This is a genomic window from Halomonas organivorans (assembly GCF_014192055.1).
Lineage (GTDB): Bacteria > Pseudomonadota > Gammaproteobacteria > Pseudomonadales > Halomonadaceae > Halomonas > Halomonas organivorans.
The window spans coordinates 150075-169510 of record NZ_JACHXM010000003.1 but is presented as its reverse complement, the minus strand read 5'-3'; the positions used below and the strand labels follow the sequence as shown (position 1 = coordinate 169510).

The window sequence follows — 19436 nt, the reverse complement described above, 5'->3', positions numbered from 1 at the left end:
GGTGTTGTCAGGAAGGGTGGGGGCCAGCAGGGCGTGTGCCCTGCTGTGTCGATCCCCTCAGTTGAATTCGACGCCTGCGCCGATCCACTTGTCGACGATGTCCTGGTAGGTGCCATCCGCCCGGATCTCGGCCAAAGCCTCGTTGAGCGCCTCCTTGAGCTGCGGAGAGCCTTTCTGGACGGCGATGGCGGCCGGGAAGCGAGGCAGCTCGCCGACATCGACCTGCTTGATGGCGATATCGTCCTCGTTGAGGGCGACATAGACGGGAATGTCATCGGCGACCATGACGTCGATGCGACCGGTGGTGAGGGCATTGAGCATGTCGGGCAGCCCCTGGAAGGTCTGGTTGCGCCAACGGCCCTCGGCGTGCTCGATGGCCCACTGGTTGCCGGTCTCGCCGAGGGTCGAGCCCACTCGCTTGCCCTCGAAGTCCTCGATGCTCGAGACGTCATCGGTGTCTTCCTGCACCCAGATGGAGAGCCCCGAGCGATAGTAGGAATCGGTGAAGTCGACGGCCTTCCGGCGCTCCTCGGTAGCGCTCATGCTGCAGATGCAGGCATCGAAACGGCCGCCTGCCAGGGCGGCGACGATGCCATTCCAGGGCGATGTCTGGATATTGACCTCGACGCCCATCTTGTCCGCCAGCGCCTTGGCGATATCCACATCGAAGCCGACCAGATTGCCCTGCGTATCGACGAAGCTGAACGGCGGATAGGCGCCGGAATTGGCCACCTGGAAGACATCATCCTGGATGTCGGGAAGATCCCGGGCCTGTGCCGGCAGGCTGGCCAGGGACAGGGCGCCGAGCAGTGCCAGGGCACCGATGAAGGGACGGCGGAAAGGCTTGTTGTGCTTTGTCATGTCATTGCCTGCTTGTTATGGGTTTGGCGTTATGAGCTTAGATGATTAATTTAAGGATCTGCTGTATGACGCTTTCGACGTTTTCGATTCGTGGTGCGTCGATCACCTCCTTGTGTTGTGTCGCGGGGCGGTGCAGGCCGTTGCCTGCGCGCGTCATGCACGTTCGAGCAGCAGGGCGATGCCCTGGCCGCCGCCGATGCAGGCCGCCGCGCAGCCATAGCGCCCTTTACGGTGTTGAAGCGTTCGCGCCAGGGTGCCGGCCAGGCGGATGCCGGTGGCGCCGAGGGGATGGCCCAGCGCCAGGGCGCCGCCGAACACGTTGACGCGCTCTGGGTCGAGCCCCAGGACGTCGATGGCATGGAGCGGCACGGCGCTGAAGGCCTCGTTGATTTCCCAGGCGTCGATGTCGTCGATGCCGAGGCCGGTGACGGCGAGCGCGCGCTCGATGGCGGCCGCCGCGCCGGCGCCCATGCGCTCCGGCATCACGCCGCAGTCGACCACCTCGACTACCCGCGCCATGGGCGCGAGCCCGTATTGCGCCAGCGCATTCTCGGACATCACCAGGGCGGCGCCGGCGCCGGAGGTCAGCGGCGAGCTGTTGCCGGGGGTGACCCGGCCGCCCTCGAGGAAGGCCGGGTCGAGCTCGGCCAGCCGTGCCAGGCTGGTGTCGGGGCGGATGCTGGCATCGCGGTCGACGGGCTCGCCGGCGGCGTTGGTCAGCGACAGGCGCTCGCCGTCGAACCAGCCTTCCCGCTCGGCCAGCCCGGCTCGCTGATGGGAGCGCAGGGCGAAGGCGTCCATCGCCTCCCGGGTGATGCCGCTCTCCCGGGCCAGGCGCTCTGCGGTCAGTCCCATGTTCATGGCCACGCTCAGGTCGAGGTCGCGCTTGCCCTGCAGGGCCTCGGGCACCGTCAGCACGCCTTCCTTGAACAGGCTCGGGCCCATCGGCACCCGTGACATGTTCTCGAAGCCACCGGCCATGCCGGCCTGGATGGCGCCGGCCTGGATCTCGCGCACCGTGCCGCGCAGCGCCGCCAGGCCGGAGCCGCACTGCTGGTCGAATAGCCGCGAGGGGCAGCCGTTGCCGAGCTGCGAGAGCCACAGCGGATAGCGGCCGCCGAAGCTCCACTGCTCCTTCACCGGCAGGGCACAGCCGATGCCGAGGTCCTGAATGGCGTCGCCCTCGACCGCGTTGCGTTCCAGCAGGGCGTCGATCACCCGGCCGAGCAGCACGTCGCCGCGGGTGTCGGACCAGGCGTCCACCTCCGGCTTGCGGGGATGGGCGCGGGTGAAGGCGCTGCGCGCGAAGTCGACGAGATAAGCGGCGTTCATGAGGCGCTCCTCGCGGTGTTGGCGGAGGCCCAGCGATGGATGAACAGGGCGTAGGTGTTCAGCACCCGGCGGATGGAGTCGATCTCGACGCACTCGTCGACGCCGTGGATGCGTTGGGCAACCGGGCCGTAGCAGGTGCCGTTGATGCCGCCCGAGACGTGGAAGGCGCGCAGGTCAGTGGTGCAGGTCGAGAGATAGTGCGCCGGCGGGGCGCCTACGAGGTCCTCGTGGCAGCTCGACAGCAGGCGAATGCCGGGCGTCTCGAGGTCGACCAGGTGGCCCTCGGAGCGAAAGCCGTGGAACTCGACCCGCGGCGCGGGGCTGCCGTCGTCCAGCGCACGGTGATGCGCGGCGACGACCTCGCGCACCCGCGCCATCACCTCGTCGGGGCGCATGCCGGGCGGGAAGCCGACGCGGCCCTCGAGGATGGCGTGGGCCGGCACGCTGGAGGCCCAGTTGCCGCCTTCGATCTTGCCGATGCTGAGGTTGAAGGGGTGTTCCAGGGCGTCGTAGGGCGCCGGTCGGGGCAGGGCGTTGATCTCGTCCTCCAGCGCCTTGAAGGCCGGCAGGTAGCCTTGCAGGGTCTCGATGGCGTTGCTGCCGGCGCGGGTGTCCAGCACGTGGGCCGGCACGCCGTCGACGCGCAGGCGGAACCACAGCACGCCCACCTGGCCGCTGTAGATCTGGGCGCCGAAGGGCTCGGGGATCAGCACGAAGTCGCCGCTATAGCCCTGATGCAGGCAGGCCAGCGCGCCGTTGCCGGTGCACTCCTCCTCGATCACGGTCTGCAGGGTCAGCGGGAAGTCGATCTCGATGCCGCTCTCGCGCACCGCCTGCACGGCCATCACCATGGCGGCGATGCCGGCCTTCATGTCGCCGGCGCCGCGGCCATACAGCCAGCCGTCCTGCTCCCAGGGCTCCCAGGGCGGCCGCGTCCACATGTCGGTGGGCTCGGCGGGCACCACGTCGAGATGGCCGTTGAGCACCAGATGGGGCTTGTCGGCGTCCGGGTTCAGCCGGCTGACCAGGTTGTAGCGCCCCTCGTTCGACCACTCGGTGGGCGCGCGGTGGGGATGATCGGCGAAACCCGGGGCATCCAGGGCGACGCGCTCGGCCGGCAGGTCGAGCCGCTCGAACCAGCGCTCCATGGTGTCGAGCACGCTGCGTTCCTGGCCCAGCACGCTGTAGCCGCGCACCAGATCGCGGGTGAGGTCGAGGGTGGTGTCCATCAGCGCCTCGCAGCGCTCGAGGAGGCGTTTCTCGGTGGTATCCAGCATCAGAACCTCCCCAGCCGGTGTTCGTCGATGATCAGTTCGGCCTCGGTGGCCGCGCGCAGCGAGGCCACGTCGAGCCCCTCGGCGATGTCCACGACCTCGAGGCCCGCCTCGGTCACGTTCATCACCGCCTTCTCGGTGATGATCGTCGAGATGCAGTGCCGGGCCGTCAGCGGCAGCCGGCACTGGCGGAGGATCTTGGCGTTGCCGTGCTTGTCGTTGTGCGAGCAGAGCACCACCAGCCGCCGGACCTTCTGGGCCAGCTCCATGGCGCCGCCGATGCCGGGCGAGAACTTGCCGGGAATCTTCCAGTTGGCGAGGTTGCCCTGCTGGTCGACCTCGAAGGCGCCCATGAAGGTCACGTCGACCCGGCTGCGGCGGATCATGGCGAAGGACAGGGCGCTGTCGAAGACGCTGGCGCCGGGTCGGGTGCCGATATAGGCGCCGCCGGAGTCGATCATCTCGAGGTCGGGCTCGGCGTCTCCCTCGAGGGGCTGGCAGCCCAGCACGCCGTTCTCGGAGTGCACCAGCACCTCCATGTCCGGCGGCAGGTAGTGGAACAGCCGGGTCGGCAGGCCGATGCCGAGGTTGACGATCTGCCCGGCGGCGACCTCCTTGGCGGCGCGGGCGAGGATGTGTTGTTGATCAGACGGCATGGGCGTGGTCTCCCGGTCGGTCGGCGGCGGGGGCGATCTGCACGACCTGGCTGACGAAGGCGCAGGGCGTGTGGATGGAGGCCGGTGCCAGCCGGCCGGGCGCCTCGACCCGATAGGCTTGGGCGATGACGCGGTCGGCGGCCATGGCCATCAGCGGATTGAAGTTGATCGCGGTGCCGCGATAGACGAGGTTGCCGTAGGTATCCGCCAGGTCGGCGTGCACCAGGGCGAAGTCGGCACGGATGGCGGGTTCGATCGCCCAGGTCCGGCCGTCGCAGTCGATCTCGCGGCGGCCCTCGCCGATCTCGGTGCCCAGGCCGATGTCGGTCAGGAAACCGTAGTGGCCGGCGCCGGCGCAGCGGATCTTTTCGGCCAGCAGCCCCTGGGGGTGGATCTCCACGGCGAGGCGGCCCTGGTTCATCTCCTCGATGGCGACCCGGTTGAGGCCGATGTGCGAGGTGATCAGCCGCTCGACGCGGCCGGCGCGGATCAGCGGGCCGATGCCGATGTCCGGTTCGTTGGCGTCGTTCTTGATCAGCGTCAGGCGTTTCTGGCCCTGGGCCAGCAGTTCGTCGAGCAGTGCGCAGGGCGTACCCGGCGTGCCGAAGCCGCCGACCATGATCGAGGCGCCGTCGGGAATGGCGGCGATGGCCGCCTCGAGCGTGGTGTGCTTGTGATTGAGCCGTGTCATGGGGGTCAGCCTGTGATGCCGTGAGCGGGGGGCGTGGCGTGGGCGTCGCGCAGCGACGCCACTTCGCGGTCGAGCCGGTCGAGGGCACGGCCCAGGCGCTCGAGCAGCAGCACGGTCTCGTCCTCGTCGATGGTGAACGGCGGGCTGACCAGGAAGTGGTCGCCGGCGCGGCCGTCCAGGGTGCGGCGCGGGTAGATGAGCAGCCCTTCCTCCTTGGCCAGCGCCGTGACGCGGGCGAAGAGGTTGGCATCGGCGGGGAAGGGCGTCTTCCCGACCGGATCCATGACCAGCTCCATGCCCCACAGCAGGCCGAGACCGCGCACGTCGCCGATCCAGTCATGGCGGGCCTTGAGGGCCTCGAGCCCCCGCTGCAGCTGCCGGCCGCGGGCGTTGACGTTGTCCAGCAGGCCCTCGCGGCGAATCGCCTCGACGGCGGCCAGGCCGGTGGCGCAGGCCAGGGGATTGCCGGCATAGGTGTGGCCATGCTGGAAGCCGCCGCCGGCCATCACGGTCTCGACGATGTCCTCGCGACACAGCAGAGCGCCCACCGGGTAGTAGCCGGCGCCCAGGCCCTTGGCGGTGGTCAACAGGTCCGGCACCACGCCCCAGTGCTGATAGGCGAACCAGCGACCGGTGCGGCCGACACCGCACAGCACCTCGTCGAAGATCAGCAGGCAGCCGAACTCGTCGCACAGGGCGCGCAGCCCCTTCAGGTAGGCCCGGTCGACCAGTCGGGCGCCGGTACTGGCACCGCCTACCGGCTCGACGACGATGGCAATGACGGTGTCGCCGCCAGCGGTCTCGATCCGTTCGCGGGTCTCGTCGAGCACGCGGCGCACATGGGTCTCGCGGTCCGCCTCCGGCCGGCGATAGAAGTCCGGGCCGGGCACCTTGAGCGAGCCCGAGGTGATGTCGGCGAAAGGAGCTTCCAGCGGCTGGTAGCCGGTGACGCCGAGCGCACCGAGGGTGCTGCCGTGATAGGACGGACGCAGCGAGACGAAGTGGCGGCGCTGGGGCTCGCCGCGGGTGGTGAAGTACTGGCGGGCCAGCTTGAGCGCGGACTCCACGGCCTCGGAGCCGCTGGAGACGAAGAACACCTTCTTCAGCGCGCCTTCGGTCATCTCGACCAGGGCGTTCCCCAGCGCCATGGCCGGCGCGTTCTCGAACTGGGTGCGATAGGTGAAAGCGACGCGGTCGAGCTGTGCCGTCATGGCGTCGCGGATGTCCTGGCGGCCGTGGCCAAGGTTGCAGGAAATCGCCCCGGAACAGCCGTCGAGGTACTCCTTTCCCCGGGTGTCCCACAGGAAGACGCCTTGGCCGTGACTGACTTCCGGCATGGCGGGACCCGCCTGGTAGAACAGGGGAGAGGTCGTCATGGTATCGGTCCGTTGTGGTTATGTGGTCGGGATATCGCCAGTCTAGGTAGGCACGTTATTCTATTTCAATATATGATGTTTTTACCGAATTCCATGACTTTGAATCATGCCTGACGTCAATATCCATTCCCTCAAGGCGCTCGCCATCTTCAAGACCCTGTTCGAGGCGGGCAGCGCCTCCCAGGCGGCGCGGACCCTGGGCATCACCCAGTCCGGCGTCAGCCGCTCGCTGTCGCAGCTGGAGCAGAATCTGGGGCTATCGCTGTTCCTGCGCGAGAAGAACCGGCTGGTCGCCACGCCCGAGGCGCGGGAGCTCTACGAGGAGATCCTGCGGCTGATGGGCAATATCGAGGAGCTGCGCCACAGCGTGCTGGCGCTCAAGGAGTTCGGCACCTCGCGACTGCGCATCGCCGCCATTCCGGGGCTGGCCTTCGGCTTCGTGCCGAAACTGATCGCCACGCTGCTCGAGGACAATCGCGGCTTCAGCATCAGCTTCGACATGATGTCGAGCCACGAGGTGCTGCGGGAGGTCGAGTCGGGCCATGCCGATATCGGCTTCGTGACGCTGCCGGTGAGTTCCCGAGTGCTGCGGGTCGAGGAGTGGCTGACGACCCATGCGCGGTGTCTGGTGCCGAAGGGGCACGCGCTCGCGACGCGCCGTGAGGTGACCATCGGCGATCTCCGGGACGAATATCTTGTGATCAGCAACCAGCCCAATGTCGGCGCCGACCCGCTGCTGAATCTGGCCACGCAGCACGGCATTCATATCGCCGGCAAGACCGAGGCCAACATAGGGGCCATCAGCGCTCTGGTGGCGAACGGTGTCGGCATCAGCGTAATGAACCCGATTACCGCCACCGACCAGCTCACGCATCGCGACGAGGTGGTGATGCTACCTTTCCGCCCCGAGATCGACTTCGGCTTCGGGCTGGTCTACCGGAACGACTGGAAGCATGCCCGGGCGCTGGAGTTCATCCGAGCCAGCGGCCGGGAGCTGTTGAAGGTCTATCCGCAGTGAGGCAAGGCGCCGAGGGTGTCGCCGGGGCCGCGGCGGTGGCATGCTAGCGTTCCGGTGACGGCGCCTTTCCGGCGCCGTCGGTGAACCTCTGCTCTTCGATCCTGGCAGGAGCCCTCGCGACATGTTGACCTTCCACAGTGATGACACCGGCCTGCGCCGCGCCCGTACCGAGCTCGATGGCGGCGAGCTGGTGACGCCCTACGAGTGCCCCGAGCGGGTCGAGCTGGTGCTGGGGCGCGTACGCGAGGTGGGGCTCGGCGAGGTGCGCGCGCCCGAGACGTTCGGCCTCGAGCCGGTGCTGGCGGTGCACGACCGTGGCTACGTGGATTTCCTCGCGACCTGCTGGGACGACTGGCAGGCGGAAGGCAAGCGCGGCGAGGCCATCGCCTGGATGTGGCCGACGCGCACGCTGCGCGACGACCGCATTCCCGAGCATATCGATGGCCGCTTAGGCCACTACGCGATGTCCGCCGATACCGCGATCTGCGAGGGCACCTTCGAGGCCGCCATGGCCAGCAAGGACATCGCGCTTTCGGCCGTTTCCCACACCCTGGCCAGCGGCGAGCCCTGCTTCGGGCTGTGCCGGCCGCCGGGACATCACGCCGCCAGCGACCAGTTCGGCGGCTACTGCTTCTTCAACAATGCCGCCATCGCCGCCCAGCATGCCCTGGATCGCGGCGTCGGGCGGGTGGCGGTGCTGGACGTCGACTTCCATCACGGCAACGGCACCCAGCAGATCTTCTACGAGCGCGACGACGTGCTGTTCGCCTCGCTGCACGGCGATCCACGCACCTGCTTCCCCTATTTCCTGGGCCACGCCGACGAGACCGGCCGCGGGCGAGGGGAGGGCTTCAACGTCAACTATCCGATGGCGCCGGGGACCGCCTTCGATGCCTGGTCCCGGGCGCTCGACGACGCCCTCGCGCGCATTCGCGAGGCCGGCTGCGAACTGCTGGTGGTCTCGCTCGGCGTCGACGCCTTCGAACACGATCCCATCAGTGCCTTCAAGCTGACCAGCGACGACTTCACCGCCCTCGGCCGGCGCCTTGCCGGGCTGGGGCTGCCCACGACCTTCCTGCTGGAGGGCGGCTATGCGGTGGAAGAGATCGGCATCAACGCCGTGAACGTGCTGACCGGCTTCGAGGCCGCCTGTTAATACGCCCATCACAAGGAGTGATCCATGGCACGCATCTATGACGACAATTCCCGCTCGATCGGCAATACCCCGCTGGTCCGGCTCAACCGGGTCAGCGAGGGGGCGACGATCTGGGCCAAGATCGAGGGCCGCAACCCGGCCTACTCGGTGAAGTGCCGCATTGGCGCGGCGATGATCTGGGATGCCGAGGAGCGCGGCGTGCTCAAGCCGGGCATGAGCATCGTCGAGCCCACCAGCGGCAACACCGGCATCGCTCTGGCCTTCGTCGCCGCGGCCCGCGGCTACCCGCTGGTGCTGACCATGCCGTCCTCCATGAGCCTGGAGCGGCGCAAGGTGCTCAAGGCGCTGGGCGCCGAGCTGGTGCTCACCGAGCCGGCCAAGGGCATGGCCGGGGCCATCGCCAAGGCCAGGGAGCTGGCCGACGCCGAGCCGGACAAGTACTTCCTGCCCCAGCAGTTCGAGAATCCGGCCAACCCGCGCATCCACGAGACCACCACCGGCCCCGAGATCTGGAACGATACCGACGGCGAAGTGGACGTCTTCGTCGCCGGCGTGGGCACCGGCGGTACCCTGACCGGGGTCTCGCGCTATATCAAGGAAACGCAGGGCAAGGCGATCACCAGCGTGGCCGTGGAGCCGGTCGATTCGCCGGTGATCACCCAGACGCGGGACGGCCAGGATCCGACGCCCGCGCCGCACAAGATCCAGGGAATCGGCGCCGGTTTCGTGCCCACCAACCTCGACATGTCGCTGGTCGATCGGGTCGAGACCGTCGGCAACGACGAGGCCATGGAGATGGCGCACCGGTTGATGCAGGAGGAGGGCATCCTGTGCGGCATCTCCTGCGGTGCCGCCGTGGTCGCCGCGCTGCGCGTGGCTCGGGATCCGGCCTTCCAAGGCAAGAATATCGTCGTGGTGCTGCCCGACAGCGCCGAACGCTACCTGTCCTCGGCGCTGTTCGCCGGCCGCTTCGGCGAGCTGGAGACCGAGCAGTAAGCCTCATCCCGGCCCCCAGCCCCGGCGGCCGCCCGTCCGCCGGGGCCTGTTTTTCTCACGCTCTGTCGCCCCGCTGGGCTATCTACGCCTTCGGCGGCGGCAGGCTGGGCACCAGGTCGACCACTCCAAAGGTCTCTACTCCGATCCACGCCAGAAAAGCGCCATAGAGCGCCAGCAGGATCGCGCATTCGGGCTTGGTCAGCACCATGCCGGTGCGCATCATCAGAAACAGCGCCACGGTGGCGGCGGTGAGTACCGCCATCATCGGCGCGGCGACCGAGAAGTTGACCATCGCCGTGCCCGCGATCAGCACGCCGGCCGGAATGCACACCAGCAGGTCGAAGGTGTTGCTGCCCAGCACGTTGGCGATGCTGGTCACGCCGCGCCCCTGGCGCGCGGCGCGGATCGACACGAAGGCATCCGGGATCGAGGTGCCGGCGGCGACCACGGTGATGCCCCACAGGAAGCTCGGGGTGTCGAAGATCTCGCCGAAGTGGATCGCCGCCTGCACCAGCCCCTCCACGCCGAGCACGATCACCCCGAGAGACAGCGCCAGCCGTGCCCATTCGCGTCCCGGGCGAATGTCGCCGGCGTGCGGCTCGCCCTCATGCTCCAGGGTGTCCTGGTACTGCACGAACAGGTACAGCCCATAGAGCGCCACCGGGATCAGCGCCAGGCCGCGGGTCAGCTCCCCGGTGATGGCGCCGTCTGGCGAGTCGCCGGGGTGATAGATGGCGGCGAAGGCGAAGGTCAGCGTCAGCACTGCCACCGCGATCATGTAGAACTGGGCCTCCTTGTACACCAGGTCGCGGTTGGCGGTCAGCGGCTGCCGGCTGGCAAGCCCTGCAGCGGCGGGAATCACCAGGATGTTGAACAGCGCCGAGCCGACGATGGCGGCCACGCCCAGCTCGAACTCGCCGTGAATCAGGGTCGAGATCACCGTGGTGGAGAGTTCCGGAAAGCTCGAGCCTATGGCCACCACGATGGCGCCCTGAACGATGTCCGGCAGTCGATAGTAGGCCGCCAGCCGCTCGCTGCTGGTTTCCAGCAGGCCGCTGCCGCGCCAGACGATGACGGTGGCCACCACGGCCACGAGGCTCCAGATCAGGATGGGGGGCATGTCGGTCGTCCTTCCGTGAATGACGAGTCTCCAGCCTAACAGTCTGGAATGGGCACTGTATTTGCCGTTGCTGATATTGATGTCGTCGTCGCTGACCGGCAGGATAGCGCCTTTCCGACATGGAGGGGTGCATGCAACGTCTTGTCTTGGCAGTATTTCTGATGCTGGCTCTGACTGTCTTCCCGGGACTGGCCGGGGCTGCGGTGATCGGCAGTTGGAACCTCGAGCATCTGGGCTGGAACAACGATAAACGCCTCGACCTGGTGGCTCGGGTGGCTGGGCGCTTCGACCTGCTGGCGGTGCAGGAGCTGATGGACGGCGAGGCGTTGACGCAGCTGGAACGCGAGCTCGAGGCCGTCTCCGGCGAGGACTGGTCGTCGATGGCCAGCCACGCGGTGGGGCGCAGCAGCTACCAGGAGCACTACGGCTTCCTGTGGCGCGAATCGCGCGTCGAATCGCTCGGCGGCGGGGCGGTGTACATCGATCGCGGCGACGTCTTCGCCCGCGAGCCCTTCTCGGCGACATTTCGCGACCTGGATAGCGGCGACACCTTCGTCACCGCCACGGTGCACGTGGTCTACGGCGACGGCCTCGATGACCGCCGGCCCGAGGTCGAGGCGCTGGCCGACTACTGGCAATGGCTCGACGAGGCCTATCCCGACACGCCTCGGATGCTGATGGGCGACTTCAACATGGCGCCGGATGACCCCGCCTGGGCGCCGCTCAGGGCGCTCGGCGCGGTGCCCGCCCTGAGCGATCAGGCCACCACGCTTGGCCACGCGCCGGGCCGCTATGCCAGCCGCTACGACAACATCTGGTATCGTCCGGATCGTCTCAGCCCGCGAACGCTCGGCATGCTGCGCTATCCGACGCTGACCGGGCTGTCCCATGACGAGGCCCGCGAGAGCGTCTCCGACCATGCCCCGGTCTACCTGGCACTGCACCAGGGCGAGCTGGAATCCCTGCCGCCCGGCGCCGACGTGGTCGCAGGTGCCGGCAGCGTGTCTCGCGGCTCCACGGCCGGCTGTGTCGACCTCAATGCCAGTTCCCGCGCCGAGCTGGAGGTCTTGCCGCATATCGGACCGGCCCGCGCCGCGGCCATCGTCGCCGGGCGTCCCTGGTCAGGCAGCGAGGAACTCACCCGCATCGACGGCATCGCCGCCGGCCGTCTCGCCGACATCCGCGACAGCGGCCGGCTGTGCAGCGGTTGAGGCTCGGGGCTATGCTTTGCGCCCGGGCCGCCACCCGGTAGAATGTTGACTGTCTCTTTTCAAGCCCGTCGGTGGGCGAGCCCGGCACCGGCGGGGCTTTCGTGTTCGGCTGCCAGCCAGCCCAGCTGCAAGGATTCCGAGCTGCATGAGCTATCAGGTTCTGGCCCGCAAGTGGCGGCCGCGTACCTTCCATGAACTGGTCGGCCAGGAGCATGTCCAGCGCGCGCTGGTCAACGCCCTGGATCAGGGCCGGCTGCACCATGCCTACCTGTTCACCGGTACCCGCGGGGTCGGCAAGACGACGCTGGCCCGTATCCTGGCCAAGTGCCTGAACTGCACCGCAGGCGGGCGGGGCGACGAGGGCGTGACCTCGACCCCCTGTGGCCAGTGCCCGAGCTGCGAGGCCATCGATGAGGGCCGCTTCGTCGACCTGATCGAAGTCGACGCCGCCTCGCGCACCAAGGTCGAGGACACCCGCGAACTGCTCGACAACGTGCAGTACGCGCCGACCCAGGGGCGCTACAAGGTGTACCTCATCGATGAGGTGCACATGCTCTCCACCAGCAGCTTCAATGCGCTGCTCAAGACGTTGGAAGAGCCGCCGCCCCACGTGAAGTTCCTGCTGGCCACCACCGACCCGCAGAAGCTGCCGCCCACGGTGCTGTCGCGCTGCCTGCAGTTCACGCTCAAGCACATGCCTCCCGAACGCATCGTCGGCCATCTCTCCCAGGTGCTCGAGGCAGAGGGCGTCTCCTTCGAGGAGAGCGCGCTGTGGCTGCTCGGCAAGGCCGCCGAGGGCTCGATGCGCGACGCCATGAGCCTGACCGACCAGGCGATCGCCTTCGGCCAGGGCGCGGTGCGCCATGCCGACGTGGCGGCCATGCTCGGGACCCTCGACCATCGCCACGTGCTGGCGCTGCTCGAGGCGCTGGCCGAGGTCGATGCCGCCCGAGTGCTGGCCGAGGTCGCCGCCCTGGCCGAGCAGGGCCCGGACTTCGCCGGGGTGCTCGACGACGTCACCGGCGTGCTGCACCGTCTGGCGGTAGCGCAGATGGTCCCGGACGCCCTGGACAACGGCCACGGCGACCGCGAGATGCTGCTGGCGCTGGCCGCGCGTTTCACCGCCGAGGACATCCAACTCTACTACCAGATCGGCATCCAGGGCCGCGGCGACATGGCTCATGCGCCGGACCTGCGTACCGCCCTGGAGATGACCCTGCTGCGCATGCTGGCCTTTCGGCCCCAGGGCGTGCCCAAGCCGGCCCAGACCCCGTTGCCGATGCGCGGCGATGGCGGGGCGCCCGCGGCCGGAGGCGGCGCCGGACAGCCGGGTGGCAGCGATCAAGCCGCCAGCGTCGCTGCGGCGCCGAGTGGTGCTCCCGCCGCCGCAACGGCACAGGCCGCCGCGCCTGGCGCTGCTGCACCGCAGCCCATGGCCGAACCCGCACCCGCTTCCGAAGCATCGGCCCCTCAGCCCGGCCTCGCGCCCGAGCCTGCGCCTGTGCCGGTCGACGTTGCCGAGACTTCCGAGCCCGCTGGCCAGCCGCAGCCGGTGCCCGAGCCGCCGCTCTGGATCGAGGACGCAGCTCAGGACGTGCCTGTACAGGACGTGCCTGTACAGGACGTGCCTGCACAGGAAGCGCCCGCTCCGGCGGCGCCTGCGCCCGAACCATCTCCTGAAACAGCGTCGCCTGAACCCGCGACATCCGAGTCCGCAGCGCCCGAGCCACAGCCCGAACCGGCTCCTGAGCCTGCGCCCGTCGAGGCCCCAGCGTCTCATGCCGCACCCGAGCCTGCCGAGGCACCGGCTACCGCAACCGCCGCCGAAGCCACCGCGGGCGAGCTGAGTCACGCCGTGTGGCTGGAGCGCTTCGATTCGCTGGGCCTGTCCGGACTGACGCGCAACCTCGCCGCCCATTGCGTGGTCGAAGCCGACGACGGCATGGCGCTGGCCCTGCGGCTCGACCCGTCCCAGGCGGCCATGCAGGCCGAGGTCCACGTCGAGCGCATCCGCCAGGCGTTGGCCGCTGCCGGGTTCGAGCGTCGCTTGACCATCGCCGATGGGCCGCTGCCCGCGGACATCGAGACGCCGCGCCAGCGCGCCGATCGGCTAGCCGCCGAGCGCCATGCCGAGGCGGTGGCCGCGCTGCAGGCCGACCCCCAGGTGCAGAAGCTGCAGCAGGCCTTCGGCGCCAGGCTGATCGAGACCACGGTGAAGCCCGCCGAGGCGGCGGAACGCCGCTGAACCGGACCGAACGACCCGAACAGACAAGGGCCGCCGCGGCGGCCGAGCGGAACATCCAATCGAGAGGACGTCATCATGATGAAGGGTGGAATGGGCAACCTGATGAAGCAGGCCCAGGAGATGCAGGAGAAAATGCAGAAGGCCCAGGAGGAAGTCGCCAAGGCCGAGGTGCATGGCGAAGCCGGGGCCGGCATGATCAAGATCACCATGAACGGTCGCCACGACGTGCTCAAGGTCGACATCGACCCGAGCGTCATGCAAGAGGACAAGGAGCTGCTCGAGGATCTGCTGGCCGCCGCGGTCAACGACGCCGTGCGCAAGGTCGAGGCCAGCTCCAAGCAGCTCATGGAAGATGCCACCTCCGGCCTGAATCTGCCGCCCGGGTTCAAGATGCCTTTCTGAGGCATCTCGTTCACGACACGAGGGATGAGTGCCGGCACGGCGTCTTCGCAGGGCGCTCATCCCGCCGCCTGACGAGAGTTGAGTCCTGACGATCCATGAGCTTTTCTCCCCTGGTCGAACGGCTGATGGAGGCCTTCCGGGTGCTGCCCAGCGTCGGCCCCAAGACCGCCCAGCGCATGGCCATGCACCTGCTCGAGCGTGACCGCGATGGTGGTCGGCGCCTGGTAGAGTCGCTCGGCGTGGCCCTCGAGGCGGTCGGCTACTGCCAGCGCTGCCGCACCCTCACCGAGGAAGAGCTGTGCGGCATCTGTGCCAGCCCGCGGCGCGACGATGGCGTGCTGTGCGTGGTGGAGTCTCCCGCCGATCAGCTCGCCATCGAGGAGGCCGGCGGCTTCCGCGGTCGCTACTTCGTGCTGCACGGCCACCTCTCGCCGCTCGATGGCATCGGCCCCGAGGACATCGGCCTCGATCAGCTGGAGGCGCGAGTCGCCGAGGCCGGCGTCGAGGAGGTCATCCTGGCCACCAACCCCACCGTCGAGGGCGAGGCCACGGCCCACTATATCGCCGCCCAGCTCGCGCCGCTGGGCGTCAAGCTCTCGCGCCTCGCCTATGGCGTGCCCATGGGCGGCGAACTCGAATACGTCGACGGCGGCACCCTGAGCCGGGCCTTCAACGGCCGGCTGCCCTTTCAGGGCGAGTGACCGCCTTGCCACCCTTGCCATGTCGGATGACCGCATGTCCCTGACTCCCGAGATCCGCTGGATCGATACCCCCGAGGCCCTGGATGCCGCCTGCGCCGAGGTGGCGGGGGCCGATGTCCTCGCCCTGGACACCGAATTCTTTCGCGAGCGCACCTTTCACCCGGTGCCGGCGCTGATCCAGTTCTGTGCCGGTGGGCCGGCCTTCCTGGTCGACCCGCTGGAGGTCGAGTGCACCGCGAACTTTCGCCGCCTGCTCTCCGAGGGGCCGCTGAAACTGCTGCATGCCTCCAGCGAGGACCTGGAAGTGTTTGCCCAATGGGCCGGCGCGCCGGTGGCGCCGCTGGTGGACACCCAGATCGCCCAGGCGTTGCTCGGCGAGGTGCCGGCCATGGGCTACCAGAAGCTGGTCGAGCACTGGGTGGGCGAGACCCTGCCCAAGGACGAGACCCGCTCGAACTGGCTGGAGCGTCCGCTCTCCGAGGCCCAGAAGTCCTACGCGGCGCTGGACGTGGTCTACCTGCTCGACGTCTGGACCGGCCAGCGTGAATCCCTGGAACGCCACGGGCGCCTGGCCTGGCTGGAAGAGGATTGCGCGGCGCTGGTGGATCAGGCGACCCGCAGCGACGAGGCCGACGGCCAGTGGTACCTTCGCCAGCGCAACCTTTGGCGGCTGGGGCCCCGGCAGATCGAGGCCTACCGGCGAATGACCATCTGGCGTGAGGGCGAGGTTCGCCGTCGCGACCTGCCGCGCAGCTGGCTGGTCAGCGACAAGCTGCTGTTCGCCATTGCCGAGCGACTGCCGGAGAATCGCTATGAGCTGGCCTCGGTCGATGGCGTCAAGCCGCCGCTGGTCAAGCGCGAGGGCGATGCCCTGCTGGCGTTGATCAAGGAGGCGCGCCACGCCGATGAGGCCGATCTTTCGCCGGCGCCGCTGTCGCCGCTGTCGCCGGCCTTCAAGCGCTGTCTGAAGGCAATGAAGAAGGTGGTGGGCGCCGAGGCCGAATCTCTGGGGGTGGCGCCGGAGGTGCTGATGCGGCGCCGCGACCTCGAGGCCCTGGCCAGCGCCAGGCTGCGCGGCCGGCCACTGCCGCTGCCTGTGGGCTGGCGCGGTGAGCGCCTGGCCGCGACGCTGGAGCGTACCCTGAACGAGGTGGGAGAACCCGCATGACGACCCTGGACGGCAAGCTGTTGTGCGAGGTCTTCAAGAGCCCGCGCAAGGAAGAGATGTACCTCTACGTGGACAAGCGGCGCGGCCTCGAAGACGTGCCGGAGGTACTGCTCGAGCGCTTCGGTGAGCCGGTCTCGGCGATGACCCTGATTCTGTCGCCGGACAAGCCGCTGGCCCGAACCCGCGGCGCCGAGGTGATGGCCGCCATCGAGGAGAAGGGCTTCTACCTGCAGATGCCGCCGGCCAAGGAGGCGTACCTGCTGGATCTCTACCGGACGCCCACGGAAGCGAAATACTAGGCTGTGGGCTGCGGGCTACGGGCTACGGGCTACGGGCTACGGGCTGCGGGCTGCGGGCTGCGGGCTGCGGGCTGCGGGCTACGGGCTGCGGGCTGCGGGCTACGGGCTACGGGCTGCGGGCTGCGGGCTACGGGCTACGGGCTACGGGCTGCGGGCTGCGGGCTGCGGGCTGCAGGCTACGGGCTGCGGGTCGGCAGGCTTGCGATGAATCGCTCGTTGCCCGGGGCTCGCTGCTCGCGGCTTGTTTGCCACTAACCGATCGACGACGGTGACGATGAGAGAACGTTTCTGGGAGCGCTTCCCGCTGGAAGAGCTGACCAATGAGGAGTGGGAGGCGCTGTGCGACGGCTGTGGCCAGTGCTGCCTGCTCAAGTTCCAGGACGACGAGGGCGACCTGGCGGTGCTCAACGTGGCCTGCGAGCTGCTCGACATCCAAGGCTGTCGTTGCAGCGATTACGCCCACCGCTTCGAGAAGGTGCCGGACTGCCAGCAGCTCACCGTCGAGCGCATCGAGGAGTTCCGCTGGCTGCCCAGGTCCTGCGCCTACCGGCGCCTGGCCGAAGGGCGCAAGCTGGCCGGCTGGCATCCGCTGATCTCGGGTGACCCCGAGCGGGTGCATCGCAAGGGCATCAGCGTGCGCAGCTTCGCGGTGTCCCAGTCCGAGGTTCCCGAGGAAGAGCTCGAAGACCATATCATCGCGATCCTGCCGATCGACGGTTAGGTGCGTCCGAGAGGGCTGCGCTCGCCGGCTTTCGGACATCGCCTAAGCGAAAGCGACGATGCTCAGGCCTCCCGGCTCTCCAGCCCCAGCGCCCACAGGATGAAGGCATCCTGGCGGGCGTTGTCGTGCCAGCCCTTGAAGCGCCCGGAGGCCCCGCCGTGGCCGGCTTCCAGGTCGGTGCGCAGCAGCGTGGGATGGTCGTGCGAGGACAGCCCGCTGCCCTCGGCCAGCTCGGTGAGGCGGGCATACAGCTTGGCCGGCTCCCAGTAGGGCACCCGGGTATCGTGCCAGCTGCCTTGCAGGAACACCGGCGGCCAGGGCCGCTCGGGCAGGTTGTCGAGCGGCGAGTAGTCGCGGATGCGGCGACGCGCGGACGGCTCGCGCGGGTCGCCCCACTCGCTGTACTCGGCGGTCGTCAGCGGCAGGTCGGGGTTCTCCATGGTGCGCAGCACGTCGACGAAGGGCACGTCGAGTACCGCGGCGCAGAAGCGTTCCGGCGCCAGGTTGAGGCTGGCTCCCACCAGTAGCCCGCCGGCGCTGGCGCCATAGGCGACGAGGCGTTCATCATCGCTGAACCCCTGTTCGACCAGGGCGTCGCGGGCGGCCAGGAAGTCCTGGAAGCTGTTGGCCTTGTGCTCGAGCTTGCCGGCCAGGTACCAGGGCTCGCCACGGTCGCCGCCGCCGCGCACGTGGGCCACCGCGAAGGCGGCGCCCCGCGCCAGAAGCTCCAGGCGGGCCACCGAGAACCAGGGGTCGAGCACCTCGCCGTAGGCGCCGTAGCCGTAGAGCAGGGTGGGCAGCGGATGACCGCTCAGGTCGGCGCGCATCACCACCGAGACCGGGATGCGCTCGCCATCGTGGGAGGTCGCCCACAGTCGCTCGCAGACCAGTTGGTCGGGCGTGAGGTCGCCGTGCACCGGCTGTTGCTTGAGGCGCCGCCGGCGTCCGCTGTCCAGGTCCAGCTCGGTCCAGGTCACCGGCAGGGTGAAGGACTCCTCGCGCAGTCTCAGGCACCGCTCGGCGAAGTGCGGCGCGTCGCCAAGCGACAGGCTGCAGGGTGTCTCGGGCAGCGTCAGCCGCTCATCGCGACGCAGGGTGTGGCGGTCATCGAGCTCGATCACCCTCAGATGCACCTGGGCCTGGTGATGGTCGCGTTCGGTGGCCACTAGTCCCCAGGCGAAGGCATCGATGCCCTCGAGGGTAGTGTCTTCACGGTGTTCGATCAGCCGTTCGGGCTCGCCCTGAGGGGCGGCCTCGTCGACCCGGTCGAGGCAGAAGTGGGGCGCCTCGCGATTGTGCAGCACGTAGAAGTGGCCGGGGCGGTGATCCACGCCGTACTCCACGCCGCGCTGGCGAGGGTGGAACAGCGTGGGCGATGTCGCCGGTGCGGCCGCCGGAACCAGGTGGACCTCGCTGGTGTCCTTGGAGGCGGACTCCAGCATCAGCCACTCGCGGGAGCGTGTCTTGCCAAGCCCCAGCCAGAATTCCGGGTCGTCCTCGCGCAGTATCAGTGCCGGCTCGTCCGCCGTGGGCGTCGCGCCGAGTCGCAGCGGCAATCGCCAGATGCTGTCCGGCCGTTGGGTGGCGTCGTAGCGGGTGAACAGCAGGGTGGCGCCGTCCTCGGCCCAGCACAGCTCGGGGCCGATCTCCTCGAGCAGGGCCAGCGGCTCGCCGTCCGGCAGGCGCCTGAGCCATAGGGTATAGGTCTCGTCGCCGCGGGTGTCCTCGCTCCAGGCCAGCCAGCTTTCGTCCGGCGACAGCGACATGTCGCCGACCTCGAAGAAGGCGTGGTCGGCGGCCCGATGCTGCAGGTCGAAGAACGGCTCGCCTCGCTCGGGTTCGCCGTTGGGATGGCGCCACCACACCGGGTGGTCGGCGTCTACCGCGGTCTCGCTCCACACCGTGTAGTGATCGAGCGCCGTGGGCAGGCCATGAACCGCCAGCTCGCGGCGGGCCAGGTGGCCGTGATAGAGGCGCTCGGTGAGGTCGTCCAGGGGCGCGAACCAGGCCCGGGATTGGGCGTTGGCGGCCTCGAGGAAGGCCGTCACCTGCGGGTCGTCGCGCTCCTCCAGCCAGTGCCAGTCGGGGTCGTCGGGACGCCGGAATCCGGCGGTCGGGGAGGAGGCGAAGGAAGCCGTTGGTTGGCTGGGATCACGTGGCGGCTGTGCTTTCATGGTGCGGGATGTACCATACTCGAAGTGAATTCAAC

At 68.8% G+C, this 19436-nt stretch carries 18 protein-coding genes; 10 read left to right on the top strand and 8 right to left on the bottom strand.

What is annotated here, in order from left to right; all coding sequences use genetic code 11:
- Positions 1–57: 57 nt before the first annotated feature.
- The 6 genes from FHR96_RS05140 to FHR96_RS05115 all read right to left on the bottom strand — a co-directional run bounded on the left by FHR96_RS05140 (position 58) and on the right by FHR96_RS05115 (position 6190).
- Positions 58–861: a transporter substrate-binding domain-containing protein gene (locus FHR96_RS05140; RefSeq protein ID WP_183386598.1), complete on the bottom strand. Its 804-nt coding sequence runs from the start codon at positions 859–861 to the stop codon at positions 58–60.
- A gap of 153 nt (positions 862–1014) precedes the next feature.
- A complete protein-coding gene (locus tag FHR96_RS05135; RefSeq protein ID WP_183386597.1) occupies positions 1015–2193 on the bottom strand; it encodes an acetyl-CoA C-acyltransferase in 1179 nt (392 codons plus the stop codon).
- Complete coding sequence (locus FHR96_RS05130; RefSeq protein WP_183386596.1) at positions 2190–3470, bottom strand: ArgE/DapE family deacylase; 1281 nt, start codon at positions 3468–3470, stop codon at positions 2190–2192. The genes FHR96_RS05135 and FHR96_RS05130 overlap by 4 nt, the downstream gene beginning before the upstream one ends.
- Positions 3470–4123, bottom strand: coding sequence for a 3-oxoacid CoA-transferase subunit B (locus FHR96_RS05125; RefSeq protein WP_183386595.1), 654 nt, complete (start codon positions 4121–4123; stop codon positions 3470–3472). Before FHR96_RS05125 ends, FHR96_RS05130 begins: the two co-directional genes overlap by 1 nt.
- Complete coding sequence (locus tag FHR96_RS05120) at positions 4113–4814, bottom strand: CoA transferase subunit A (protein WP_183386594.1); 702 nt, start codon at positions 4812–4814, stop codon at positions 4113–4115. Before FHR96_RS05120 ends, FHR96_RS05125 begins: the two co-directional genes overlap by 11 nt.
- A gap of 5 nt (positions 4815–4819) precedes the next feature.
- Positions 4820–6190 carry an aminotransferase family protein gene (locus tag FHR96_RS05115; protein ID WP_183386593.1) on the bottom strand — a complete coding sequence of 457 codons (1371 nt, stop codon included), beginning with the start codon at positions 6188–6190 and terminating at the stop codon, positions 4820–4822.
- A gap of 106 nt (positions 6191–6296) precedes the next feature.
- Between FHR96_RS05115 and FHR96_RS05110 the strand changes: the two genes are divergently transcribed.
- The 3 genes from FHR96_RS05110 (at position 6297) to cysK (ending at position 9360) form a co-directional block, all read left to right on the top strand.
- Complete coding sequence (locus FHR96_RS05110; RefSeq protein ID WP_183386592.1) at positions 6297–7208, top strand: LysR family transcriptional regulator; 912 nt, start codon at positions 6297–6299, stop codon at positions 7206–7208.
- Positions 7209–7329: 121 nt separating this feature from the next.
- Entirely contained in the window at positions 7330–8364 is a 1035-nt protein-coding gene (locus tag FHR96_RS05105) for a histone deacetylase family protein (RefSeq protein WP_183386591.1), read from the top strand.
- A 24-nt stretch (positions 8365–8388) separates the two neighbouring features.
- Entirely contained in the window at positions 8389–9360 is a 972-nt protein-coding gene (cysK, locus tag FHR96_RS05100) for a cysteine synthase A (protein WP_183386590.1), read from the top strand.
- An 82-nt stretch (positions 9361–9442) separates the two neighbouring features.
- On the opposite strand, the gene FHR96_RS22570 is transcribed toward cysK, so the two are convergent.
- Entirely contained in the window at positions 9443–10480 is a 1038-nt protein-coding gene (locus FHR96_RS22570; protein ID WP_183386589.1) for a sodium:calcium antiporter, read from the bottom strand.
- A gap of 131 nt (positions 10481–10611) precedes the next feature.
- Between FHR96_RS22570 and FHR96_RS05090 the strand changes: the two genes are divergently transcribed.
- The 7 genes from FHR96_RS05090 (at position 10612) to FHR96_RS05060 (ending at position 17227) form a co-directional block, all read left to right on the top strand.
- Entirely contained in the window at positions 10612–11691 is a 1080-nt protein-coding gene (locus FHR96_RS05090) for an endonuclease/exonuclease/phosphatase family protein (protein WP_246392786.1), read from the top strand.
- 145 nt (positions 11692–11836) lie between these two features.
- The gene (dnaX, locus tag FHR96_RS05085) at positions 11837–13936 is read left to right on the top strand and encodes a DNA polymerase III subunit gamma/tau (protein ID WP_183386588.1); all 2100 of its coding nucleotides are present in this window, start codon (positions 11837–11839) and stop codon (positions 13934–13936) included.
- A gap of 75 nt (positions 13937–14011) precedes the next feature.
- The gene (locus FHR96_RS05080) at positions 14012–14338 is read left to right on the top strand and encodes a YbaB/EbfC family nucleoid-associated protein (RefSeq protein WP_183386587.1); all 327 of its coding nucleotides are present in this window, start codon (positions 14012–14014) and stop codon (positions 14336–14338) included.
- A gap of 95 nt (positions 14339–14433) precedes the next feature.
- A complete protein-coding gene (gene recR / locus FHR96_RS05075) occupies positions 14434–15039 on the top strand; it encodes a recombination mediator RecR (RefSeq protein WP_183386586.1) in 606 nt (201 codons plus the stop codon).
- A 34-nt stretch (positions 15040–15073) separates the two neighbouring features.
- The gene (rnd, locus tag FHR96_RS05070) at positions 15074–16207 is read left to right on the top strand and encodes a ribonuclease D (protein ID WP_246392785.1); all 1134 of its coding nucleotides are present in this window, start codon (positions 15074–15076) and stop codon (positions 16205–16207) included.
- On the top strand, positions 16204–16506 hold the full coding sequence (locus FHR96_RS05065) for a YcgL domain-containing protein (RefSeq protein ID WP_183386584.1): 303 nt from the start codon (positions 16204–16206) through the stop codon (positions 16504–16506). Before rnd ends, FHR96_RS05065 begins: the two co-directional genes overlap by 4 nt.
- Positions 16507–16780: 274 nt before the next feature.
- Entirely contained in the window at positions 16781–17227 is a 447-nt protein-coding gene (locus FHR96_RS05060) for a YcgN family cysteine cluster protein (RefSeq protein WP_183386583.1), read from the top strand.
- 62 nt (positions 17228–17289) lie between these two features.
- On the opposite strand, the gene FHR96_RS05055 is transcribed toward FHR96_RS05060, so the two are convergent.
- Entirely contained in the window at positions 17290–19401 is a 2112-nt protein-coding gene (locus tag FHR96_RS05055) for a S9 family peptidase (protein ID WP_183386582.1), read from the bottom strand.
- Positions 19402–19436 lie beyond the last annotated feature (35 nt).